Origin of the sequence: Entomomonas asaccharolytica (genome assembly GCF_016653615.1) — a bacterium.
Classification (GTDB): domain Bacteria; phylum Pseudomonadota; class Gammaproteobacteria; order Pseudomonadales; family Pseudomonadaceae; genus Entomomonas; species Entomomonas asaccharolytica.
In genome coordinates this window covers 2,780,621-2,802,220 of sequence record NZ_CP067393.1, presented here as the reverse complement: position 1 = coordinate 2,802,220, position 21,600 = coordinate 2,780,621, and the positions used below count along the sequence as shown (strand labels likewise).

Annotated in this window: 21 protein-coding genes; 15 read left to right on the top strand and 6 right to left on the bottom strand. The window is 37.4% G+C overall.

Features of this window, described 5'->3' with window-relative positions; translation table 11 throughout:
* Window positions 1-165: 165 nt before the first annotated feature.
* Complete coding sequence (gene tyrS, locus JHT90_RS13030) at window positions 166-1,365, top strand: tyrosine--tRNA ligase (protein ID WP_201091714.1); 1,200 nt, start codon at window positions 166-168, stop codon at window positions 1,363-1,365.
* Between the two features lie 249 nt (window positions 1,366-1,614).
* Entirely contained in the window at window positions 1,615-2,208 is a 594-nt protein-coding gene (locus JHT90_RS13025) for a DUF4303 domain-containing protein (RefSeq protein ID WP_201091711.1), read from the top strand.
* On the opposite strand, the gene tsaA is transcribed toward JHT90_RS13025, so the two are convergent.
* Both tsaA and rimO read right to left on the bottom strand, forming a co-directional pair.
* Window positions 2,191-2,877 (bottom strand): tRNA (N6-threonylcarbamoyladenosine(37)-N6)-methyltransferase TrmO, encoded by a 687-nt coding sequence (gene tsaA, locus JHT90_RS13020; RefSeq protein WP_201091709.1) that lies wholly within the window; start codon window positions 2,875-2,877, stop codon window positions 2,191-2,193. The genes JHT90_RS13025 and tsaA overlap by 18 nt on opposite strands.
* Before the next feature lie 123 nt (window positions 2,878-3,000).
* Window positions 3,001-4,320: a 30S ribosomal protein S12 methylthiotransferase RimO gene (gene rimO, locus JHT90_RS13015; protein ID WP_201091705.1), complete on the bottom strand. Its 1,320-nt coding sequence runs from the start codon at window positions 4,318-4,320 to the stop codon at window positions 3,001-3,003.
* 224 nt (window positions 4,321-4,544) lie between these two features.
* Between rimO and rapA the strand changes: the two genes are divergently transcribed.
* On the top strand, window positions 4,545-7,385 hold the full coding sequence (gene rapA, locus JHT90_RS13010) for an RNA polymerase-associated protein RapA (protein ID WP_201091704.1): 2,841 nt from the start codon (window positions 4,545-4,547) through the stop codon (window positions 7,383-7,385).
* A 57-nt stretch (window positions 7,386-7,442) separates the two neighbouring features.
* Here the strand turns inward: rapA and JHT90_RS13005 are convergent, their stop codons facing one another.
* Window positions 7,443-7,733: a DUF1161 domain-containing protein gene (locus tag JHT90_RS13005; RefSeq protein WP_201091703.1), complete on the bottom strand. Its 291-nt coding sequence runs from the start codon at window positions 7,731-7,733 to the stop codon at window positions 7,443-7,445.
* 174 nt (window positions 7,734-7,907) lie between these two features.
* Between JHT90_RS13005 and JHT90_RS13000 the strand changes: the two genes are divergently transcribed.
* From JHT90_RS13000 to JHT90_RS12990, 3 genes are read left to right on the top strand one after another with little or no spacing between them, the layout of a single operon-like run.
* A complete protein-coding gene (locus JHT90_RS13000) occupies window positions 7,908-8,705 on the top strand; it encodes a sulfite exporter TauE/SafE family protein (protein ID WP_201091702.1) in 798 nt (265 codons plus the stop codon).
* Between the two features lie 16 nt (window positions 8,706-8,721).
* Window positions 8,722-9,537: a prolipoprotein diacylglyceryl transferase gene (lgt, locus tag JHT90_RS12995; protein WP_201091700.1), complete on the top strand. Its 816-nt coding sequence runs from the start codon at window positions 8,722-8,724 to the stop codon at window positions 9,535-9,537.
* 8 nt (window positions 9,538-9,545) lie between these two features.
* On the top strand, window positions 9,546-10,340 hold the full coding sequence (locus JHT90_RS12990) for a thymidylate synthase (RefSeq protein WP_201091698.1): 795 nt from the start codon (window positions 9,546-9,548) through the stop codon (window positions 10,338-10,340).
* Window positions 10,341-10,377: 37 nt separating this feature from the next.
* Here the strand turns inward: JHT90_RS12990 and JHT90_RS12985 are convergent, their stop codons facing one another.
* From JHT90_RS12985 to JHT90_RS12975, 3 genes are all read right to left on the bottom strand, one after another.
* Window positions 10,378-11,484: an SIMPL domain-containing protein gene (locus tag JHT90_RS12985; RefSeq protein ID WP_201091697.1), complete on the bottom strand. Its 1,107-nt coding sequence runs from the start codon at window positions 11,482-11,484 to the stop codon at window positions 10,378-10,380.
* A 165-nt stretch (window positions 11,485-11,649) separates the two neighbouring features.
* Window positions 11,650-12,462: a DUF4124 domain-containing protein gene (locus JHT90_RS12980; protein ID WP_201091694.1), complete on the bottom strand. Its 813-nt coding sequence runs from the start codon at window positions 12,460-12,462 to the stop codon at window positions 11,650-11,652.
* A gap of 13 nt (window positions 12,463-12,475) precedes the next feature.
* Window positions 12,476-13,045, bottom strand: coding sequence for a DUF4124 domain-containing protein (locus JHT90_RS12975; protein WP_201091693.1), 570 nt, complete (start codon window positions 13,043-13,045; stop codon window positions 12,476-12,478).
* A 227-nt stretch (window positions 13,046-13,272) separates the two neighbouring features.
* On the opposite strand from JHT90_RS12975, the gene cysB reads away from it, so the two are divergent.
* From cysB to JHT90_RS12930, 9 genes are all read left to right on the top strand, one after another.
* Entirely contained in the window at window positions 13,273-14,247 is a 975-nt protein-coding gene (gene cysB / locus JHT90_RS12970; RefSeq protein ID WP_201091692.1) for an HTH-type transcriptional regulator CysB, read from the top strand.
* Between the two features lie 75 nt (window positions 14,248-14,322).
* Window positions 14,323-14,805, top strand: a complete 483-nt coding sequence (gene ispF / locus JHT90_RS12965) for a 2-C-methyl-D-erythritol 2,4-cyclodiphosphate synthase (protein ID WP_201091690.1) — start codon at window positions 14,323-14,325, stop codon at window positions 14,803-14,805.
* A complete protein-coding gene (gene truD / locus JHT90_RS12960) occupies window positions 14,792-15,841 on the top strand; it encodes a tRNA pseudouridine(13) synthase TruD (protein ID WP_201091688.1) in 1,050 nt (349 codons plus the stop codon). Before ispF ends, truD begins: the two co-directional genes overlap by 14 nt.
* Complete coding sequence (gene surE / locus JHT90_RS12955; RefSeq protein ID WP_201091686.1) at window positions 15,829-16,572, top strand: 5'/3'-nucleotidase SurE; 744 nt, start codon at window positions 15,829-15,831, stop codon at window positions 16,570-16,572. The genes truD and surE overlap by 13 nt, the downstream gene beginning before the upstream one ends.
* A gap of 2 nt (window positions 16,573-16,574) precedes the next feature.
* Complete coding sequence (locus JHT90_RS12950) at window positions 16,575-17,243, top strand: protein-L-isoaspartate(D-aspartate) O-methyltransferase (RefSeq protein WP_201091685.1); 669 nt, start codon at window positions 16,575-16,577, stop codon at window positions 17,241-17,243.
* Window positions 17,244-17,267: 24 nt separating this feature from the next.
* Complete coding sequence (locus JHT90_RS12945) at window positions 17,268-18,143, top strand: peptidoglycan DD-metalloendopeptidase family protein (protein WP_201091684.1); 876 nt, start codon at window positions 17,268-17,270, stop codon at window positions 18,141-18,143.
* A 9-nt stretch (window positions 18,144-18,152) separates the two neighbouring features.
* Complete coding sequence (locus tag JHT90_RS12940; RefSeq protein ID WP_201091683.1) at window positions 18,153-18,551, top strand: DUF2750 domain-containing protein; 399 nt, start codon at window positions 18,153-18,155, stop codon at window positions 18,549-18,551.
* A 183-nt stretch (window positions 18,552-18,734) separates the two neighbouring features.
* Window positions 18,735-19,208 carry a hypothetical protein gene (locus JHT90_RS12935; protein WP_201091682.1) on the top strand — a complete coding sequence of 158 codons (474 nt, stop codon included), beginning with the start codon at window positions 18,735-18,737 and terminating at the stop codon, window positions 19,206-19,208.
* A 101-nt stretch (window positions 19,209-19,309) separates the two neighbouring features.
* The gene (locus JHT90_RS12930) at window positions 19,310-21,535 is read left to right on the top strand and encodes a primosomal protein N' (protein WP_201091681.1); all 2,226 of its coding nucleotides are present in this window, start codon (window positions 19,310-19,312) and stop codon (window positions 21,533-21,535) included.
* Window positions 21,536-21,600: the final 65 nt, after the last annotated feature.

Genomic DNA, 21,600 nt, shown 5'->3' with positions numbered 1-21,600 from the left:
GTGGTGTAAAATATAAGTAAAACCGAATTTGCGCAACTGTAAATTACAAAAAAATAGCAATTAAAATGTAACAGAAAACTTTATTTTACAGTATAGTTATCTATTGTCATTTGATAAATGACATCGATTAGTTAATTGGTTAAATATTAATTAGAGAAGGAAACGATGAAATCTATTGAAGAACAGCTAGCGTTAATCAAACGAGGTACAGAAGAAATCCTAGTTGAAGATGAGTTAGTTGAAAAGTTAAAACAAGGTAAAATATTACGCATTAAAGCGGGCTTTGATCCTACCGCTCCAGATCTTCATTTAGGTCATACTGTACTTATTAATAAATTACGTCATTTTCAGATACTTGGTCATCAAGTTATCTTTTTAATTGGTGACTTTACAGGGATGATCGGTGATCCTAGTGGTAAAAATACTACGCGTCCACCATTGACTAGAGAACAAGTGTTAGCCAATGCTGAGACTTATAAAGCGCAAGTATTTAAAATTTTAGATCCTGCCTTAACCGAAGTAGCCTTTAACTCTACTTGGATGGATCAAATGAAACCTGCTGATTTTATCCGTTTAGCTTCTCAATATACGGTCGCACGCATGCTGGAGCGTGATGACTTCGAAAATCGATATAAAAGCCAACAACCAATCGCTATTCATGAATTCTTATATCCACTGGTCCAAGGTTATGACTCGGTAGCATTAGAGTGTGATGTTGAGATGGGTGGTACAGACCAACGTTTTAATTTATTAATGGGACGTGAATTGTTACGCTCTTATGGTAAATCCCCACAATGTACTATTACAGTTCCTTTGCTAGAAGGTTTAGACGGTGTTAAAAAGATGTCTAAATCGTTAGGTAACTATGTGGGTATTGATGAGCCACCAGGGGTAATGTATAACAAATTAGTATCAATGCCAGATACATTGATTTGGCGTTATTTTGAGTTGTTAAGTTTCCGTGATTTAGAAGAAATTAAACAATTTAAGCAAGATGTCGAAAATGGTGCTAATCCTCGTGATATTAAAATTAAATTAGCTGAGGAATTAATTGCTCGTTTCCACGGTGAAGAAGCGGCGGCGAATGCACATAAATCAGCAGGTAATCGTTTAAAAGACGGTGAATTACCAGAAGACTTACCAGAGATTACATTGCAAGCTGCTAGCGATTTACCGATTGCTGCCATACTTAATCAAGCTAAGTTAGTAAAAAACTCTGCTGCTGCCAGAGATTTACTACAAGCAGGTAGTGTACGTGTTGATGGCCAAGTGGTTGATGCTAGTTTCACGTTTAAAATAGGTGCAGAACATGTTTGCCAAGCAGGCAAGAAGAATTTTGCACGTATTAAGTTAGCCCAAGAGTAATGAGTTAATACTAGCAAGTATTTACAAAGATACTTGCTAGTATTGTATATTTAGCCTTCCACAATAATAGGCACGCAGTAAGTTAACATGCTAGAATAATAGCTTACGATGAATGGATACTATTCTTTGCAGTTAGGTTAATCTGTATACAGCCTAATAAAATTACATCTATCATATTAAACAAACAAATTGAGTTAATTAGATATTTATTGATAACTAATCGATAAATAGTTGAGAGTGTTTACGTTAATGGATTCACAGTTACAACAACAGTTACATGATTTAATTGTTGAAACAATTACCGAAAGTTTTCAGTATATTAAAGGATTAATTGCTAATGAGCGCTTGTATGGGTTTGCGTTGCATTTAAATAAAGATGGTAGATCTTTTTATTGTGCGGCTAATACCTTAGATGGCGTAACTAAAAAGTTTACTGTTAAATTAAGAAGTATTGAGGATGTAACAGATTATCTATGGTTTTCCAGTGAATGGGATTACACAGATCTTGCTTTTAAGGAATACAGGGAAAAATTAAACAATTTTGTTAAGCAAAGTAATCTAGCGAGACCTAATACCAATATCTGGCATGACGCATATTTTAAAGTTGTTCTGCAGGCGTTACAGACATGTAATAGCAAAGGTTTGTTTGGCATTGGTATTCTGCGTGAAAAGATGGCTGTTTTTATTGATTCTGAAGACAGTAGCATGTTCGATGTGGCGGAAAAAAGCTCTAAGCTATTAAATCCACCTTATGTACATGATGCCTTTTTAAGGCGTTTTGAACCCCATGATCCGCAAGGTTTGACTTATCGATTAATTGGTGAATTAATCGCTGACTACTAATACCTCGATGGTATGATGGTCAGCATAATGCCACTTTACATTGACATCCCAAAATACAGCACCATACTCTCTCGTTGGTTCAGGTTGCTGATAAGCAGGTCTTGGATCTTGGCTAAGAGACTGTTCTATTAAGGCTTGTAACGGTTTTTGTAGACGCTGTTCATGCTGAGCAACTTGTGTTAAAGCCTGTGCAGACCATATTACGTTAATCGGCAAAGGTGGCTCAGGTGCTATAGTATTGGTTGCTTCTGTCACAATGTCCGCATAGGGAATATAGGGCTTGATATCTATAATAGGTGTGCTATCTACTAAATCAATACCAGACACATAAAGCTGGTTATTCACTATTTGCTCTAGTTTAACCACAGATTGCCCAATATGATTAGGTCGATAAGTGGAACGTGTTGCAAAAACGCCCAATGATTTATTACCACCTAAACGAGGTGGACGTACTTTTAAACGTGGTTTTTGTTCGATTGATTGGTGAAAGATAAATAATAACCAAATATGGCTTACTTGCTCTAAACCTACTAATGCTTCACGTTGATTGTAAGGTGGTATGAGTTCAATAATACCTGTTGCTGCTGGTACTAAACGTGGCTGACGAGGAATAGCAAATTTTTCTTTATAGCAAGAGTGAATATAGCCAATAGCTTCTAGCTGATACATGCTATTCCTCTTTTACTTAAAGTAGAGCTATTTCCATCGTTTTTTAGACAAGGCAGCTGGCTGAAGACAGTACAGCTAGTACGACAAAGCCATTCAACAAAGTATAAAAAACGAGGGCAATAGTTATAATTCAGCCCATAGATCATATTCATCTGCATCAGTAATACGAACTTTAACAATATCGCCTGCTTGTAATTGGTCAGTATCAATATAAACCAAGCCATCAATATCTGGCGCATCAGCCACAGAGCGAGCAACAGTGCCTTGCTCATCTATTTCATCCACAATAACTAACATTTCTTGACCAATACGTTGTTGTAAGCGTGCTGCTGAAATAGCTTGTTGGTGAGCCATAAAACGTTCCCAGCGCTCTTGCTTAACTTCTTCTGGCACATGATCTGCTAATTCATTGGCGGGAGCACCATCAACTGCAGAGTATTGGAAGCAACCAACGCGATCTAATTGCGCTTCAGTTAACCAGTCCAATAGGTATTGGAAATCTTCTTCGGTTTCCCCTGGGAAGCCAACAATAAAGGTAGAGCGAATAATCAGTTGAGGGCATTGTTCACGCCATTTTTTAATGCGAGCTAAAGTCTTATCTTCAAACGCAGGGCGTTTCATCGCTTTTAAAATTTTAGGGCTGGCATGTTGGAAAGGGATATCTAAATAAGGCAATATTTTGCCAGCTACCATTAACGGGATAACATCATCCACATTAGGGTATGGATAGACATAGTGTAATCTTACCCAAGCGCCAAGTTGGCTTAATGCTTCACAGAGATCAACCATTTTGGTTTTAACAGGTTGGCCATTCCAGAATGCCGTTTTGTATTTTAAATCCACGCCATAAGCACTGGTATCTTGAGATATAACCAGTAATTCTTTTACACCTGCTTTGACAAGTCGTTCAGCTTCTTCAAGTACTTCATTAACGGGGCGGCTGACTAATTTGCCACGTAGATCAGGGATAATACAAAAACTACAACTATGATTGCAGCCTTCCGATATTTTTAAATAAGCGTAATGGCGTGGTGTTAACTTAACGCCTTGTGGTGGCACTAGATCAATATGAGGATTATGATCTTGTTTAGGGGGAACTACTTCATGAACTGCTTGTACTACTTGCTCATATTGTTGAGGCCCAGTAACGGCTAATACGCTAGGGTGAACATCACGAATTGCTCCTTCGGTTACGCCCATGCAGCCTGTTACGATAACACGACCATTTTCTGCTAATGCTTCGCCAATAGCATCCAGCGATTCTGCTTTAGCACTATCAATAAACCCACAGGTATTAACCACAACGACATCTGCCTCATTATAGGAAGGTACAATTTGATAGCCCTCCATACGTAACTGAGTCAGAATACGTTCTGAGTCAACTGTGGCTTTAGGACACCCTAGGCTGACAAAGCCTACTTTAGGGGTGGAAGAATGGGACATGCAAACCTCAACAGGAAAAATACTTAATATAAGCGGCGAATTTTAATAGGGATAAGATAGAAAAACTAGTGATTATTATTCATAGACTCTCAAATAAAAGCTAAAGATACCAACATTATTGTTCCTGTAATCAAATATTCAGCAAATTTATTTTTATTCTTTGTAACAAATGCTGCTGAATCATTTAAAATATGCCGAAATTTTTTTAGTTAAGAGGTTTTATTATGCAATATCTACCAGGGCAGCGTTGGATTAGTGACAGCGAGGCTGAGCTTGGGTTAGGGACTATCATTTCACAGGAAGGACGTTTACTAACCATTTTATTCCCTGCTACTGGTGAAACAAGGCAATATGCAATTAATAATGCTTCATTAACAAGAGTGCAATATACCATTGGCGATAAAATTACCCATATAGATGGTTGGCAAATCACAGTTGACGAAGTAATGGAAATTGAAGGTTTGCTAGTGTATATGGGGATAGATGAACATAATAAAAAGCGTACTATTTCTGAAACTCAATTATCTAATTTTATTCAATTCCGTTCAGCTGCTGACCGTTTATTTGCAGGGCAAATTGATTCACTTTATTGGTTCTCGCTACGTTACCACACATTAGAACACGCCAGTAATCTGCAACAATCAAAACTATTGGGGTTAGCAGGTGCTAGGGTACAACCTATTGCTCATCAAATGCATATTGCTCGCGAAGTGGCTGATCGAATAGCCCCTCGCGTATTGTTAGCGGATGAGGTGGGTTTAGGTAAAACCATTGAAGCAGGTCTTATTATTCATCGCCAAATACTTTCAGGTCGTGCCAGTAGAGTATTAATTGTAGTTCCTGAAAATTTACAACATCAATGGTTAGTTGAAATGCGTCGTCGTTTCAATCTAGAAGTAACCTTATTTGATGCGGAACGTTTTGCCCAAGGTGAGAGTAGTAATCCTTTTGAAGATAGCCAATTAGTGTTGGTAGCTTTAGATTGGCTAGTCAGTGATGAGCGAGTACAGGACGCTTTATTCGCAGCTGGTTGGGATATGTTAGTGGTGGATGAAGCCCACCATTTAGTGTGGGTGCCTGATTATATAAGCACTGAGTATGCGTTGGTTGAGCAAATTGCTGAAGTAACACCCAGTATTTTGTTATTAACCGCAACACCAGAACAATTAGGTGTAGATAGCCATTTTGCTCGGTTAAGGCTACTTGATCCTAATCGTTTTCATAGCCTAGCAGCGTTTCGTGAAGAAAGTAAGCATTATCAGCCTGTGGCAGAAGCAGTACAAGATTTGTTAGATAAGCAGAAGCTATCTAAAGAAGGCCGTAAAGTGATTGAAAGCTTCTTAGGCAAAGACGCTGAAAAGGCGGTATTAGATGCTGCTGTAAAAGGTGAACAAGAAGCTTGTACGCGTTTAGTAAGAGAACTATTAGATAGGCATGGTACAGGTCGTTTATTATTTCGTAATACAAGAGCTGCTGTACAAGGTTTTCCTATTCGTGAATTACATAATTATCCATTACCACATCCTAAGCAGTATTTACAGATACCACGTGATGAGCGGCCTATACTAACGCCAGAAATAGAATACATAGATCATCAATTAGAAACAGATAGTGAGCGTTGGTGGCATTTTGATCCAAGGGTTGACTGGTTAATCTCTACCTTAAAAATGCTAAAACGTACTAAAGTACTGGTGATTTGTGCCCATGCCGAAACAGTCATTGATTTAGAAGAGGCACTTAGAGTCAGAGAAGGTGTTGCAGCAGCAGTTTTCCATGAAGGCATGACGATTATTGAACGTGACCGTGCTGCTGCTTATTTTAGTGATGAGGAAGGCGCGCAAGTATTAGTCTGTTCAGAAATTGGCAGTGAGGGTCGTAATTTCCAATTTGCTCATCATCTTGTGCTATTTGATTTACCGCCACATCCTGATTTATTGGAGCAACGTATTGGTCGTTTGGATCGGATTGGTCAAAAGAATGATATTCAAATTCACGTTCCTTATATTGAAGGTACAGCTCAACAACGACTATTTGAATGGTATGACCAAGCATTGAATGCTTTTGTAAATACTTGTCCAGCAGGTAGCAATTTACAAACACAGTTTAGAAAACATCTGCGCGAGCAATTAGAAGGTACAGATGAGAAAGCATGGGCTAAGTTAATTGAAGAAGCTAAACAACTTCGTCTGCAATTAGAAGAGGAAATGCAAAAAGGACGTGATCGCTTGTTAGAGTTAAATTCCAGCGGTGAGGGAGAAGGTGATAGTTTAGTAGAAGCTATTGAAGAGCTAGATGATCAATATAACCTACCCATGTATGCAGAGAAGTTATTTGATGCATTTGGCATTGATATCGAAGATCATTCAGACAATGCTTTTATTCTTCGACCTGGTGAAAAAATGCTAGATGCAGGATTCCCCTTAGGGGATGAAGAAGGGGTAACCATTACCTATGATCGCTCATTGGCATTGTCCCGTGAGGATATGCAATTTATTACTTGGGAACACCCCATGCTACAAGGTGGTATGGATTTAGTATTATCTGGTTCAATGGGTAATACAGCGGTTGCGGTTATTGGTAATAAAGCATTAAAAACAGGTACTGTATTAGTGGAATTCGTTTTCGTGACAGAAGTGGTAGCACCAAAAGCATTACAGCTAGTTCGTTATTTACCAAAAGTCGCATTACGTTGTTTATTAGATCCGCGAGGCAACGATTTAGCAGATAAAGTATCGTTCTCGACCTTAAATAAACAACTTGAAAAAGTACCACGTGGCAGCGCCATTAAATTTGTTAAGGCACAACGTGAAATGTTAGAAAAACAAATTACCCTTGCCGAACAGAAAATGCAGGCTGTTTATAATGAGCGAGTAGCAGAGGCTAAACAACGTTTTAGCGCAGAAATTGAAGAAGAGCTAACGCGCTTAACGGCCTTGAAAAAAGTTAATCCAAATGTTCGTGATAGTGAATTAGAAATATTACAAGACTATAAGAAACAAGGTTTAGAATATTTAAATAAAGCGACTTTAAGATTAGATGCTATTAGGGTATTAGTGGCAGGATAACTTTGAAAAAATAAGGGTAGTTTAAGCTACCCTTTTTCTTATCAAACAACAACAGTCTTACTCATCTGTTGATTGATCATCATCTTCTTCTATAACTGCATTATCATATGTTTGTTCGGTAGTTTGCACATGACCACGCTTATACACTACATCTTTAGTGCCACCACCACATACACCTACTACTTTGCCGTCTGTCGCAGTGCCTTTATCCACTGCATCTAAAGTAAATTCAGCAACGCCGTTGGCTTTAATTTTTTCAGCTATTTGTTCTTTAACAGTTTCGCAGTTAGTTGCAAAAGCTGTGGTTGAAATAAATAGGGTACAGCATAATATTAATAATTTTTTCATGATTGCTCCCTGAAAAGTCTCATTGATTAGTATAAACATAATATAATTATGTTCTTTTCTTAGAAAATAAAATACTTTTTCTGAACTTTATCATAACAGGCTGTTCAATGATTAGTATTACATTAAGGTATCATTGAAATTTATTAATAGTAGGTAACAATAGGAAATTACGCTATGACAATATCTATTTTGCTCGCCTATCTTGCGTTAGGAGCGGGTGCTGGGGTGTTAGCAGGCCTGTTTGGTGTAGGCGGTGGATTAATTATTGTTCCTGTGCTGATATTTAGTTTTCATGCATTAGGCATATCCGATAATGTAGCAACCCATTTGGCGATTGGTACTTCGCTGGCAACGATTATTTTTACCTCAATAAGTTCTGCTCAAGCCCACCACAGTAAAGGTAATGTAGATTGGCAATTAGTAAAATGGCTAGCGTTAGGTATTGTATTTGGTAGTATTTTGGGTGGTTTTACCGCCAGTTTACTACAGGGTGTTACTTTAAAGATTATTATTGGTTGTTTTGTTATTTGTATGGCTATTCAGCTTGGATTTAATTTAAAACCAAAAGCTTCTAAAACATTACCTAAAGCGCCTGGCTTAACCATAACAGGCAGTATTATAGGCTGGGCTTCTGCTATTTTTGGTATAGGCGGTGGTTCATTAACAGTGCCTTTTTTAGCTTTTTGTAGTGTACCCATGCAACGAGCGGTTGCAGTTTCGGCGGCTTGTGGCATACCTATCGCTATCAGTGGTGCATTATCTTATATGTGGTTTGGTTGGGGGGCAGAGGGCTTACCGAGTTGGAGTGTAGGATATATTTATTTACCAGCTTTAATTGGTATTACAGTGACAAGTATGATATTTTCGCGACTTGGTGCTAAACTAGCGTACCGTTTATCGGCTACTTTATTACGTAGAATGTTTGCTATTTTCCTATTTATTGTTGGGTGTAGCTTTTTCAGTCAATTGTAATTATTAAGAGAAATTTATGTTGAAATATCCTGCTATTGATCCAATAGCATTAAGTATTGGTCCTGTTGATATTCATTGGTATGGGCTAATGTATATTTTTGGGATTGCGATTGCTTGGTTGCTAGGACGTAGTCGTTTATACCGTATTCAACCTACATTAACAAAAGATGATTTATCTGATTTAGTATTTTATTGTGCGCTAGGGGTTATCCTTGGTGGTCGCATAGGTTATGTATTGTTTTATGATTTTTCAGTATATTTGGCTGAACCAGCAAGAATATTTAAAGTATGGCAAGGTGGTATGTCATTCCATGGTGGTATGATAGGTGTTATTGTTGCCATTTGGGTGTTTACTAAGCGTCGTGGTCGATCATTCTTTTCAATAGCGGATTTTGTTGCACCATTAGCACCTATCGGATTAGGTTTGGGGCGAATTGGTAACTTTATTAACGGTGAGTTATGGGGTAAACCAACGGGTGCTGAAAATGAATGGTTAGGTATGATTTTTCCACAAGACCCTGAACAATTAGTTCGTTATCCATCACAGTTATATCAGTGCTTTTTAGAAGGGCTAGTACTGTTTTTAATCGTTTGGATTTATTCGAGAAAACCTCGTCCATCAATGGCTGTATCAGGTATGTTTTTATTCTGGTATGGTGTGTTCCGTTTTGTGGTTGAGTTTGTAAGATTACCTGATTCTCAATTAGGTTATATCGCCTTTGGTTGGTTAACCATGGGGCAAATACTTTGTTTACCAATGATGCTAATAGGGTTACTGTTATTAGTGTTTGCCTATCGCAAAAACTCATCTACTATTAATGCTAATGTTTAAGGTTAATCATGAAACAATATCTTGATTTAATGCGCCATGTTCGTGATAACGGAGTGTTTAAAGAAGATCGTACAGGGACAGGGACTTATAGTGTATTTGGTTATCAAATGCGCTTTAATTTAGCAGAGGGTTTTCCGCTAGTAACCACTAAGAAATGTCACTTAAAATCGATTATTCATGAGTTATTATGGTTTTTAAAAGGTGATACCAATATTCGTTACCTTAACGAAAATGGTGTGAGTATTTGGGATGAATGGGCGGATGAAAACGGTAATTTAGGCCCTGTTTATGGTTATCAATGGCGTTCATGGCCTGCCCCTAATGGTGAGCATATTGATCAGATCAGTAAATTGATTGAGATGATTAAGAAAAATCCAGATTCACGTCGTTTAATCGTATCTGCATGGAATCCAGCATTGGTAGATGAAATGGCTTTGCCGCCATGTCATGCATTATTCCAATTCTATGTGGCGGATGGTAAGTTATCTTGTCAGCTTTACCAACGATCAGCAGATATTTTCTTAGGGGTGCCTTTTAATATTGCGAGCTATGCTTTATTAACTATGATGGTGGCGCAAGTATGTGATTTAGGATTAGGTGATTTTATTTGGACAGGTGGTGACAGCCATTTATACAGTAATCACTTAGAGCAAACGGATCTACAGTTAAGCCGTGAGCCTTATCCATTACCTACCATGAAGATAAATCCTGAAGTAAAGGATATTTTTGAGTTTAAATTTGAGGATTTTGAATTACAAAATTATCAAGCACACCCTCATATTAAAGCCCCCGTTGCAGTTTAATTGAATAAAAAAAGGCGTTTTAAAAACGCCTTTTTTATTAGTTTGTCTTATAAACTTTTTTTATAATATCAAAATTACCATTCATATTGACCATAATTTCAAATTCTGATGGGGGTTGAATATCAACTTGCGCTCCAGCAGAAGACTTCATTACCATTGTATTAACCATAGCATCACTTTCTGCATAGTAGTTGCGAGGATAAATACCGCCACCATCACTGTTAGAAATATTTAAATTCTGCGGTGCGCCAAGTTGGTAGTCACCACTACTTAATGAGCGTTTAGCTTTATCTTGTAGTTTAGTTAATAGTTTACTTTCCAGTTCGGCAATGGCTTTGTTTTTAGTTTCATCAGACACACTATAACGGAAATCATTGTTAACATTCATCTTAAGCTCTTGGGCTTTAGCAATAATTTTACCTAAATCATCAAATTTATAAGCACGAATTTTTATAGTGTTTTCTACATAATAGGTTTTAATTTCTTTGGTAGGTTGATCTGCTTCTTTATTATTGTATTTTTCGATAGTAAATTGATTAATACCAGTAGTATTCAATTGTTCTGTAATGGTTTGATATTTTTTCTCAGCCTGTTGCTTAGTTGTGTCATAGCTGTTGGCTATTTCACTGATAACAAAACTGTAAACATTGTCAGTGTCTTTCACTTTATCTAAATTACTAATGCCTTGTAGCTCTAATACTTTGACAACATCGTAAAATTTATTACTTGGAATGGTAACATTCACTGTTAATAAGGTCTGATATTGTTGACTATCAGTTTTAGTTAATGGCTGAGCTGAAGTCTTTTCATAGTTTTTATAGCCAACGGTGGTTAAATCTTTTTGTTTAATAGCTAGTTGTTGCAGATAGCTAGTAAGTGTTTTCATATTAGTAGTATTACGGTCAGAAGCTTCACTTGGGGTAGTGCCTTCTGTAGTGTATTTAATAGAAAACTCAACCGTATCTGGTTTTAAGGTAAGTTTCTCTGCAACATTAACATTGATACTTCCTACTGCAACTAGGTCCATTCCATATTTTAATTTATTTAACTCAATAAAAGAGTTGTCAACATACTGTTGTGCAATAGAGTAAGGGGTAGCCAATGCTGCTAAACCTAAAGTGGCCGCTAATAATCGTTTTTTCATGAGTTACTCCGTAGATTAGAGAGACTATTATTTACCATTAGTCTAGCATGGGTTTTGCTAACAGCGTGATAGGTAAATGCTATAGCTATGTAAGTAAATATAATAGTGTAGTATTGAGGGCTTAAAAGAAATATTAAGAATACTTAATACAAAAAAGCCATGTTTTTACATGGCTTTTTTAGAATTATTTTTTGTTTTAGCTTCTTCTGTGGGAGTTAGTGGTTTTAGTTCAATAGGGCAATCTTTTCTTACGCCGTAATCAGTTAAATCACAAGGCTTAGTTATGCCTAGTTTATCAGTTATTTTCCTTAATATTCTTGGGTCAGGTTTTGGTTTATCTTTTAATGGGCATTCAGGTCTTACCCCGAAGTCTCTATATTTACATGGGCGAACACGGCGTTTATCAGCTAAGGTAGTTTGTCTAATATAAAAAACTTGTTGCTCAGTTTTTTTAATTACATTTTTATCCGAATCAATGATTTTAGCTACTAGCTTATGCTCACCACGTTCTAAATTGTTAATTGAAAAAGTAGGTGAGGTAGATTCTCCTACTGTTTCACCATCAATAATAATACGATATTTATGATTTGATGAAAGTTTTGGTGAGCTTTCAAGGGTTATCATCAATTGTCCATCGGAATTGGTGATGGTATCTTCATGTTCAGGGGTAACGATAGTGAGTGATTGATAGTTAATAGATATAACTTTAAATGGTGCATTACTCTCACCATTACTAGCATTTGGTACATTAATAGGTGTAGTGGGAGAAAGACGAACAGTTTTTAAATCTGCTTCATCTACGTTATTCTCGGTTTTATTAACAGAAGGTGTAACTTTAATATCAAGATTACGAGTAGCCTGATTTTCAGGCGGGTTATCTGTGTAGATAGTATTTCCATTACTATCTACATAAGAATATACTTGGGCATTTAAAGATGCACATGCTAGTAATAATGTGATAAAGGATAATTTTTTCATTGTATTCTATGAGTTAGTTTGCTCTAGGCTGGGGTTTGTTTGGTCTATTCTTAGCAGGTAATTTTATAGAAACACGTTGAATCGTAAATGATTCTGGGTCACTACTAGCAACAACCGCTCCATTATTAACAACCTGTGCTTGTATTGTATGTGTCCCGCGATCAATATTGGTCAATGTAAAGCTATTACTAGCTTGTGCAGCACCATAAGGTCTACCATCTAATAATAGTTGATATTGATAGGATGATGGTAAAAAGCGAGAGGTTGTATCAAGCATTACTGACACAGTAAATGTACCATCATTAGCTCTTAATGCTTCTTCATCAGGTATACCACTAATACCTACTTTTGTTATAGAAGGCGTTGAATTATTAATTCTAAAGCCAGGGTCTTGACTGTCAGTTGATGTGTTTTGACTAGGCACTGTCTGGATTTTAGGCAATCTAACTTGTTCTGCGTTTATATTAGCAGGGGGTTGCTCATTGGTATATACTGTGTTTCCATCACTGTCTTTGTAACTGTAAACAGGCTGCGCAGCTACAGGTAGCACTATAAGCAATAAGGGAAATAGAATCTTGCGCATTGCGATCTCCTAATCTTTAGCTATATTAAGCAAGTTTCGTTTAATAGCTATAATAATTAGCTTATTATAAAGCAATTTCAAGCAGGTGATATAGTTATATCGTGATACATGTCTATTTATAATAAAACTTTTAGTTAAATGAAGGTTAAAGGTTTATAATTTCATCAGCAAATAAGTTATAAGCATGTAGGTATATTTGAGTATATCGTTTAGGTGAAGGGGTCTTTATGAAGTTACAGCAATTACGTTATATTTGGGAAGTGGTTCGCCATGATTTAAATGTCTCGGCAACAGCTCAAAGCTTGTACACCTCTCAGCCTGGTATTAGTAAGCAAATACGCCTGTTAGAAGACGAGTTAGGGGTTGAGATTTTCTCCCGTAGTGGTAAACATTTAACCCAAATAACCCCTGCTGGCGAAAGAATTATTGAAGCAGCGGTAGAAATATTGCGCAAAGCAGAAGGAATTAAGCGTATTGCGCAAGAGTTTTCCAGTGAAAAAAGTGGTTCATTAACCATTGCTACCACCCATACTCAAGCCCGTTATGCATTACCTAAAGTGATTAGTGAGTTTATTACCCGCTATCCTGATGTATCGTTACATATGCATCAAGGTACGCCTATCCAAATTGCTAAAATGGCGGCTGATGGTACGGCAGATTTTGCTATAGCTACGGAGGGGATGGAAGAGTTTGCGGATTTGGTGATGATGCCTTGTTATCGTTGGAATCGTTGCGTAATTGTGCCTAAAACACATCCTTTAAGTACTGTAAAAGACATTTCTTTAGAAGTTTTGGCAGAGCAGCCATTAGTGACTTATGTACATGGGTTTACAGGCCGTTCTAAATTAGATGTTGCATTTCATGCTAAGGGTTTAGAACCTAAAATCATCTTTACGGCGGCAGATGCGGATGTTATCAAAACTTATGTTAGATTAGGTATGGGAGTGGGTATTATTGCCAATATGGCTTTTGATGAACGCACTGATACTGACTTAGTAAAGATTGATACAGGCGATTTGTTTGAGTCCAGCATTACACGTATTGCTTTCCGTAAAGGTAGTTTCTTACGGGGCTTTATGTATGAGTTTATTGAAAGCTTTGCTCCACATTTAACAAAAAAACTGGTTACAGAAGCAATTGAGTTGCACGGTAGACCAGAATTTGATACGGTTTTCAAAAATATAAAATTACCTGTGCATTAAAAAATATTTTAATAGCCATTATAAAGCGATCAATGCTTTATAATAGGTTTTCTTTTTTGGTTAGTAGAGTTTTATATGCGTATAGGTCATGGTTATGATGTACATCGTTTTGGCGATGGCAACTTTGTAACTTTAGGTGGAGTACAAATTCCCTACCATAAAGGCTTGCTAGCCCATTCAGATGGTGATGTTCTTATTCATGCGCTCTGTGATGCTTTACTAGGAGCGTGTGCATTAGGCGATATAGGGCGCCATTTTCCAGATACAGATCCGCAATATAAAGGAATTGATAGTAGGCAACTATTACGCCATGTGATGGCATTAGTGAATAAACAAGGATGGCAATTAGCCAATATGGATGCCACCATTATTGCTCAAGCGCCTAAAATGGCTCCTTACATTGAACAGATGCGCGAATTATTAACTAACGATATGCAAGTAACTCTTGAGCAAGTTAATATTAAGGCAACTACCACGGAAAAGCTTGGTTTTACAGGGCGAGAGGAAGGTATTGCAGTGCATGCTGTGGTATTATTAGCAGCTTATGACAGAACTTGAATTATTAGGCCCTACTGCATGGGGTGAAGCTTGTGGCGTTGCCCAATTAAAAGCCATTGCAGAAGACTTCCAAGTAGATGAAGTATTAGATATTCCTTTAACGGGTGAGGGTGAGCATCTTTGGTTATGGGTTGAAAAACGCTATCTTAATACTGAAGAAGTGGCTAAACGGATAGCCAGAGCTATTCAAATTCCCTTACGACAAGTTAGTTATGCAGGTTTAAAAGACAAATTAGCATTAACGAGACAATGGTTTAGCATACATTTGCCAGGTAAAACAGATCCTGATTTGACTGGCTTAGCAAGTGACCAGTTACAGATTATTAAACAAGTGCGTCATCAACGAAAATTACAGCGTGGTACACATTCTGCCAATCGCTTTATTATTCGTCTTATCCAGCTTGAGGCGGAACATCATTTACTTACTGAGCGTTTACAGTTAATTGCGCAACAGGGTGTGCCTAATTATTTTGGTTTACAACGTTTTGGTTTTGATGGGGGTAATGTTGAGCAGGCGATAGAATGGGCCAATCAACAAGCTTACCCAGAACAGCGTAATTTACGTTCTAGATTATTATCCAGTGCGAGAAGTTATTTATTTAATAAAGTATTGGCTGATAGAGTGGCACAAGGTACTTGGAATAAATTAATTGAAGGTGATGTTTTATCCTTTACTGATAGTCGTAGTTTCTTTCCTGCTGCACAGTTAACGGAAAATGATACGCGCTTGGCAGAGTTAGATATTCATCCTACCGCACCACTTTGGGGAGAGGGTGAACTGGCTACTACTGAACAGGCATTACAGCAAGAGCAAACAATAGTGGCGCAATATCCACCATTAACAACTTGGCTACAATCAGCCAATATGCGCCAAGAAAGACGTGTGATGCGTTTACCTGTTAAGGATTTAACATGGCATTTTGTAGACCCTAAAACGCTACAATTAAACTTTATATTACCTACAGGCTGTTTTGCTACCTCAGTGGTAAGAGAAATAGTGTCACTTATAGCAACGGAAGATAAATGTACATATTAGTTTCTAATGATGATGGTGTTTCTGCACCAGGTATTAAAGCACTTTATGACGCATTGGCTGATTATGGTCACTGCCAAGTGTTAGCACCGAATAAGGATATGAGTGGTACCAGTAATTCATTAACACTGGATCGTCCATTATACCCACACTATTTAGAAAATGGTTTTATTGGTCTCGATGGAACGCCAGCAGATTGTGTACATATGGCCATGAATGGTTTTCTTGAGCATAAGCCTGATCTAGTGGTATCAGGTATTAATTTAGGTGCTAATTTAGGTGATGATGTATTGTATTCAGGTACAGTGGGTGCGGCTACTGAAGGACGTTTTACCCCTGCACCTTCTTTTGCTTTTTCGCTAGTGTCTAGAGAAACAACAAATCTACCTACTGCCGCCTATTTTGCCAGAAAATTAGTGGAGAACTATGCTAAACTTGATCTACCAGCCCATACTATACTAAACGTTAATATCCCAAATTTACCTTTAAATGAGGTAAAAGGGATTAAATTAACACGATTGGGTTATCGCACCCATTCTCTACCACCTGAAAAAACAGTAAATCCAAGAGGTAAGGTTGGTTATTGGATTTCGTTAACAGGTGAAATAGTAGATGGTGGTGAGGGAACAGATTTTCACGCAATTGCAGAGGGTTATGTATCAGTTACCCCGTTGTCAATTGATCGTAGTTGTAGGTTAGCGCTAGATTCTTTACACACTGTGGGGAAAGTATAATTATGACGAACGGTTTGATGCGAAGTGGCATCGGCATGACTTCGCAACGGACAAGAGAACGTTTAGTGCAACGTCTGCAAGAAGAAGGCGTGACTAATGAGCGCGTGTTAGAGGTTATTCGTAATACGCCACGCCACTGGTTTATTGACGAGGCGCTTGCACATCGTGCTTATGAAGATACAGCACTGCCTATTGGTCATAATCAAACTATTTCACAGCCGCTTATTGTCGCACACATGACAGAAATATTACTGGCCGCAGGGCCAATCGATAAAGTGCTTGAAATAGGTACTGGCTCAGGGTATCAGACGGCTATTCTTGCTCAATTAGTTAATCGCGTATTCTCTGTAGAAAGAATTCAACCTTTACAAGATAAGGCTAAAGAACGATTACAAGGTTTGAAATTACGTAATATAGTATTCCGTTGGGGCGACGGTTGGGAAGGTTGGAATGCTTTAGCACCTTATAATGGCATTGTTGTCACCGCTGCTGCCCCTGAAATCCCGCAAGCTTTATTAGATCAGTTAGCGGTTGGTGGTCGTCTGGTAATGCCTGTTGGTGACGGTAACAGCCAACAACTACAGCTAGTAATAAGGCAAGAGCAGGGTTTTAAAAAACAAGTATTGGGTAATGTAAGGTTTGTACCTTTACTCAATGGAACGATACGTTAACTTTATTATCATTAGGAGCTTAAAGTGGGGTTATTAAATAGCAAGTTATTACCCATTTCTTCGTTATCTATATTGATATTACTTACTGCTTGCTCGAATGATAATGCTAGAGTACAAGTGGTTGATAAAACAACCAATTACAATAAAAAAGTTAAAGTAACCTCAGTTCCTTATTCAGGAAAAGTGGTACAAGCAGGTAGCTACACACCTGTCACAAAAGGCCAGCATGTTGTACAAGGCGGTGAAACACTGTATTCATTAGCCTTTAATTATGGGCGTGATTGGCGTGAATTAGCAAATGAAAATAACATAGGCGCCCCTTATACTATTTATCCTGGGCAGGTTATTTCCTTGTCTGGTAAAGCGGTTAGCGCAACAACTACCACAACTAAAACCCATGACTCTGGTAGTATCAAAGTCACAACCACTCAAAAACCAACAACTGCAACCACCACTAAACCAGCAGCAACTCAAACTCAAGCACAAACTAAGACAACGACTGCTACACCAACCCCAACCACAGCCGTTGTAGGTGGTTGGACTTGGCCTGCAATAGGTTCAGTTATTAGTACTTACTCGCCTACAGGTAGTTTAAATAAAGGAATAGATATTGCTGCCAACGAGGGAACTGCTGTAATGGCTGCTTCATCAGGAACAGTGGTTTATGCAGGTAATAATTTACATGGTTATGGTAATTTATTAATTATTAAACACAATGACAGCTTTGTCAGTGCGTATGGGCATAATCGCAGCCTATTAGTAAAAGAAGGTCAGAAAGTTACGGCAGGCCAAAAAATTGCTGAAATGGGTTCAACAGGTGCAGACCGAGTTAAATTACATTTTGAAATTAGGTTAAATGGTAAACCCGTCGATCCGCTAAAATACTTACCTAAAAAGTGAAAATAACCCATGAAAAGAGTACACGATTTAGAAGTTCAAGCCTTTAGCCGTCAATCCAATAGTCAACGCTATAACTATTTTGTTGAGAAAGTATTTGAATGGCAGGAAGCTTGGGGATTAGGTGACGATGAAGGTTGGGTTATTGCTGAAATGGGCGATATTATTGTTTTTCCTTTATGGCCAGCAGAACCCTTTGCGAAACAATGCCAAATAGATAATTGGCAAAATACCGAAGTAAAAAAAATCTCTTTTGATGAGTTAATACAAGAAATCTTACCTAGCCTAGCAAATGATAATGTACAAATAGCCGTTTTTATGGTGCCAGAAAATGATCAATGTGGCGTATTGCCTGCACAAGAGCTATTAAATGATTTTATAATGCTGAATGAACAGCAAGAAAACAAATAAACATAATAGAATGTATAAATATACTGTTTCACTAATATTTTTTAGTTAGATACTTATTTTTGTTAGGATGACCATTAAAGATAATGATCTAAAACATGCATTAGTTTAATTATTTATCTTTGATTATCTACTTATTTTCTCAGAAACAACATAAAAATTATTATAGTTATCAAAGGACAAAAGATGAGAGTTTTTTCTATAGTAGGGTGGATATTAGTTATTCTGGTGGGGGCTTGGATATTTTTTACTGGGTTGATAAATATAGTTATTCCAATCATTAATGGATCTTTTGGAGGGTTTTACTTATTGTTTGGTTTTTTCTTTTGTTTATTAGGAGGAAGATTGCTTTTTATAGGTATCAAAAAACTATCCAATTCATCAAATCAGGATTCCCAAGCGAATTTAGTACCGCAAAATAAAGGCTACTCAAAACAAAAAGATAAAGTGACAACTCAGGTAGCTAATGGCTTTGATATTGTCTTAAAAATCATTTTATTTATTGCCCTAATAGGTTTTGCATTTTTGGGATTTTTGATGACTATTTTTGGTTATGCTTTTAGGCGAGAAGAAATTTTTTCTGAACCGATGATACATGGGATATGGATAATTTGTTTGTTTTTTGCAACTTTCTTGTTTATTTTATTTAAGAAAAAATAAAGTTAATTGGTATTAAAATGAAAATTTATAATATGAATAATTTTGTTTTTTATTAAATCCTTATATGATGATCATCAATGTGATGATAATCAGGATAATCTGTGCTTAATAAACCCAACTATTTACGCTTAGCTTTACCTTCTCCGTTACGGCGATTATTTGATTATTTGCCACCAAAAGGTGTGGATGTAAGTTCTTTGCAAGTGGGTATTAGGGTAAAAGTGCCATTCGCCAATCGTACTTTAATTGGTGTGCTTATCGAGGTGGTTGAAGAGTCCACCGTTCCAGTGGAAAAGTTAAAGAATGCCATTGAATTAGTCGATGAAACACCCATAATTCCCCCTGTATTATTAAAGCTGTGTCAGTGGACAGCGCATTATTATCAACATAGCTTGGGGGATACGTTATCTTGGGCTTTGCCGAATTTATTAAAGCAAGGTAAATACCCTGATGACAATCAAGAATATTTTTGGAAAGTAGTAGAGGGCAGTGATTTAGAAGACCCACGCCTAACTAGAGCCACTCGTCAAAAACGTGCATTACAAGTATTAATGCAACACCAACATGGGGTGGCACAAAATCTGATAGGAAAATTACAGATTCAACTAGACACTTTAAAAAGACTACAAGAGAAAGGGTTGGTTGCTTGTGAAATAAGAGAAATTAAACCGATTATCCATGAGGGTAGTTGGTTAATAGAGCCTGAGTTATTAGCCAATGATGAACAAGAAAAAGTTATTAATATTATCAGTAGATCGCTAAATAGTTATCAGCCATTTTTGCTATATGGCGTAACAGGCAGTGGTAAGACGGAAGTATATTTTCATTTAATACATCAAGTATTAAAAATGAAAAAACAATCGTTAGTGTTAATTCCTGAAATCAATTTAAGCCCACAAACATTACATCGTTTTCAAAAACGCTTTAATGCAAAAATTGTTTTAATCCATTCTAATCTAACCGATAAAGAACGTTTGGAAGCATGGCAAGCTGCCAAAGAGGGGCGAGTAGATATAGTAATTGGCACGCGTTCTGCTATTTTTACACCGATGGCCAAATTGGGTTTAATTATTGTAGACGAAGAACATGATAGTTCTTATAAGCAACAAGATGGTTTACGTTACCATGCTCGAGATCTAGCGATAGTGCGTGCCAAAATGGAAAATGTGCCTGTTATTTTAGGCTCTGCTACACCTTCTTTAGAAAGCTTGCATAATGTGACGTTAGATAGATATAGACAAGTGAATCTTACCCATCGTGCAGGCAACGCCAAACCACCTAAAATTCAATGCTTAGATGTTCGCACTCAGCCAATGGATAGTGGTATTTCTGCACAATTACAGAGCTTAATTGAGACCACATTAAAAGCAGGTCAACAAGTATTAATTTTTATTAATAGAAGAGGCTTTGCGCCTACCTTAATTTGTCATCATTGTGGTTGGATTTGTCATTGTCCCCACTGTGATGCAAGAATGACGTTGCATTTAAGAGACCATGAATTGCGCTGTCATCATTGTGAGTATCACCAGTTACCACCCGCTATGTGTCCCCATTGTCATCATGTGGATTTAAGACCTATTGGTATGGGCACAGAGCGCACCGAAGATCGCTTAAAACTACTTTTTCCTGATTGGCCAATTTGGCGAATAGACCGCGATACCACAAGTCGTAAGCTAGCTATGCAAGAAATAGTTAGTGCCGTAAAAACAGGCGAAGCAGGTATTCTTGTGGGTACTCAGATGCTTGCAAAAGGTCATCACTTTCCTAATGTTACCCTAGTGGCTATTCTTGATGCGGATAATGGATTATTTTCTGCTGATTTTAGGGCTTGTGAAAAAACAGCTCAACTAATTGTACAAGTGGCAGGGCGTGCAGGGCGAGCAGAACAAGAGGGGCGGGTGCTTATTCAAACCCATTTACCAGACCATCCGTTAATTCTACAATTAATTGATAAAGGTTATTTAGCTTTTGCCAAACATAATTTAGAGGAAAGAAAAGAAGCGCATTTACCACCCTTTAGTTACTTTGCTTTATTAAGGGCAGAGGCTTATAAACAAGAACAATTGGATGATTTTCTAACACGTGCCCATGCACAAGCAGAAATGCTAGCGGTACAACCTGACAATCAAGCGATAGAAGTATTCTCACCAGTTCCTGCGCCTATGGAAAGAAAGGCAGGGCGTTATCGTGGCCAGCTTTTAATACAAAGTTCTTTAAGGCCAGTTTTACAACAATATTTAACCAATTGGGTACAAGCTTTAGAAGAGCTACCAAAGACTAGCCAAATACGTTGGTCGGTGGATGTTGATCCTATAGATTTAAATTAGTTACTTAAATTAATTCTGCTGTTGTAATAGTAGAGAGTAATGGATAATGGTGTGTTCTAATTAGA